This is a genomic window from Halomonas marinisediminis, assembly GCF_004347715.1.
Lineage (GTDB): Bacteria > Pseudomonadota > Gammaproteobacteria > Pseudomonadales > Halomonadaceae > Halomonas > Halomonas icarae.
On sequence record NZ_SLTR01000715.1, the window covers coordinates 1 to 232 of the forward strand.

At 59.9% G+C, this 232-nt stretch carries 1 pseudogene; it reads left to right on the top strand.

Going from position 1 to position 232, the window contains the following annotated elements:
* Positions 1-232 (top strand): annotated as a pseudogene (locus tag E0702_RS18320) (hypothetical protein); the annotation flags it as partial.

Here is a 232-nt window from a genome sequence, read left to right on the forward strand (position 1 = left end):
GCTCGTGCCCCATGTCAAGGCCGAGTATTCGCTGCGTGTCGGGTTCGGGTTGGAGGAAGAAGCCAGGAAACAGCACGTCGAGTTGTTGTTCTTCGAGGCCGGAGGCTATCGTGCCAGGGCGACACAGATCGCACAGCTGGAACGATGTGCGGCTTTAGGGGTCGATGCCATCCTGATCGGGGCAGTCAGCTCGGACCATCCTGACCTCACCGAAACACTTGCCCAAGTGTCG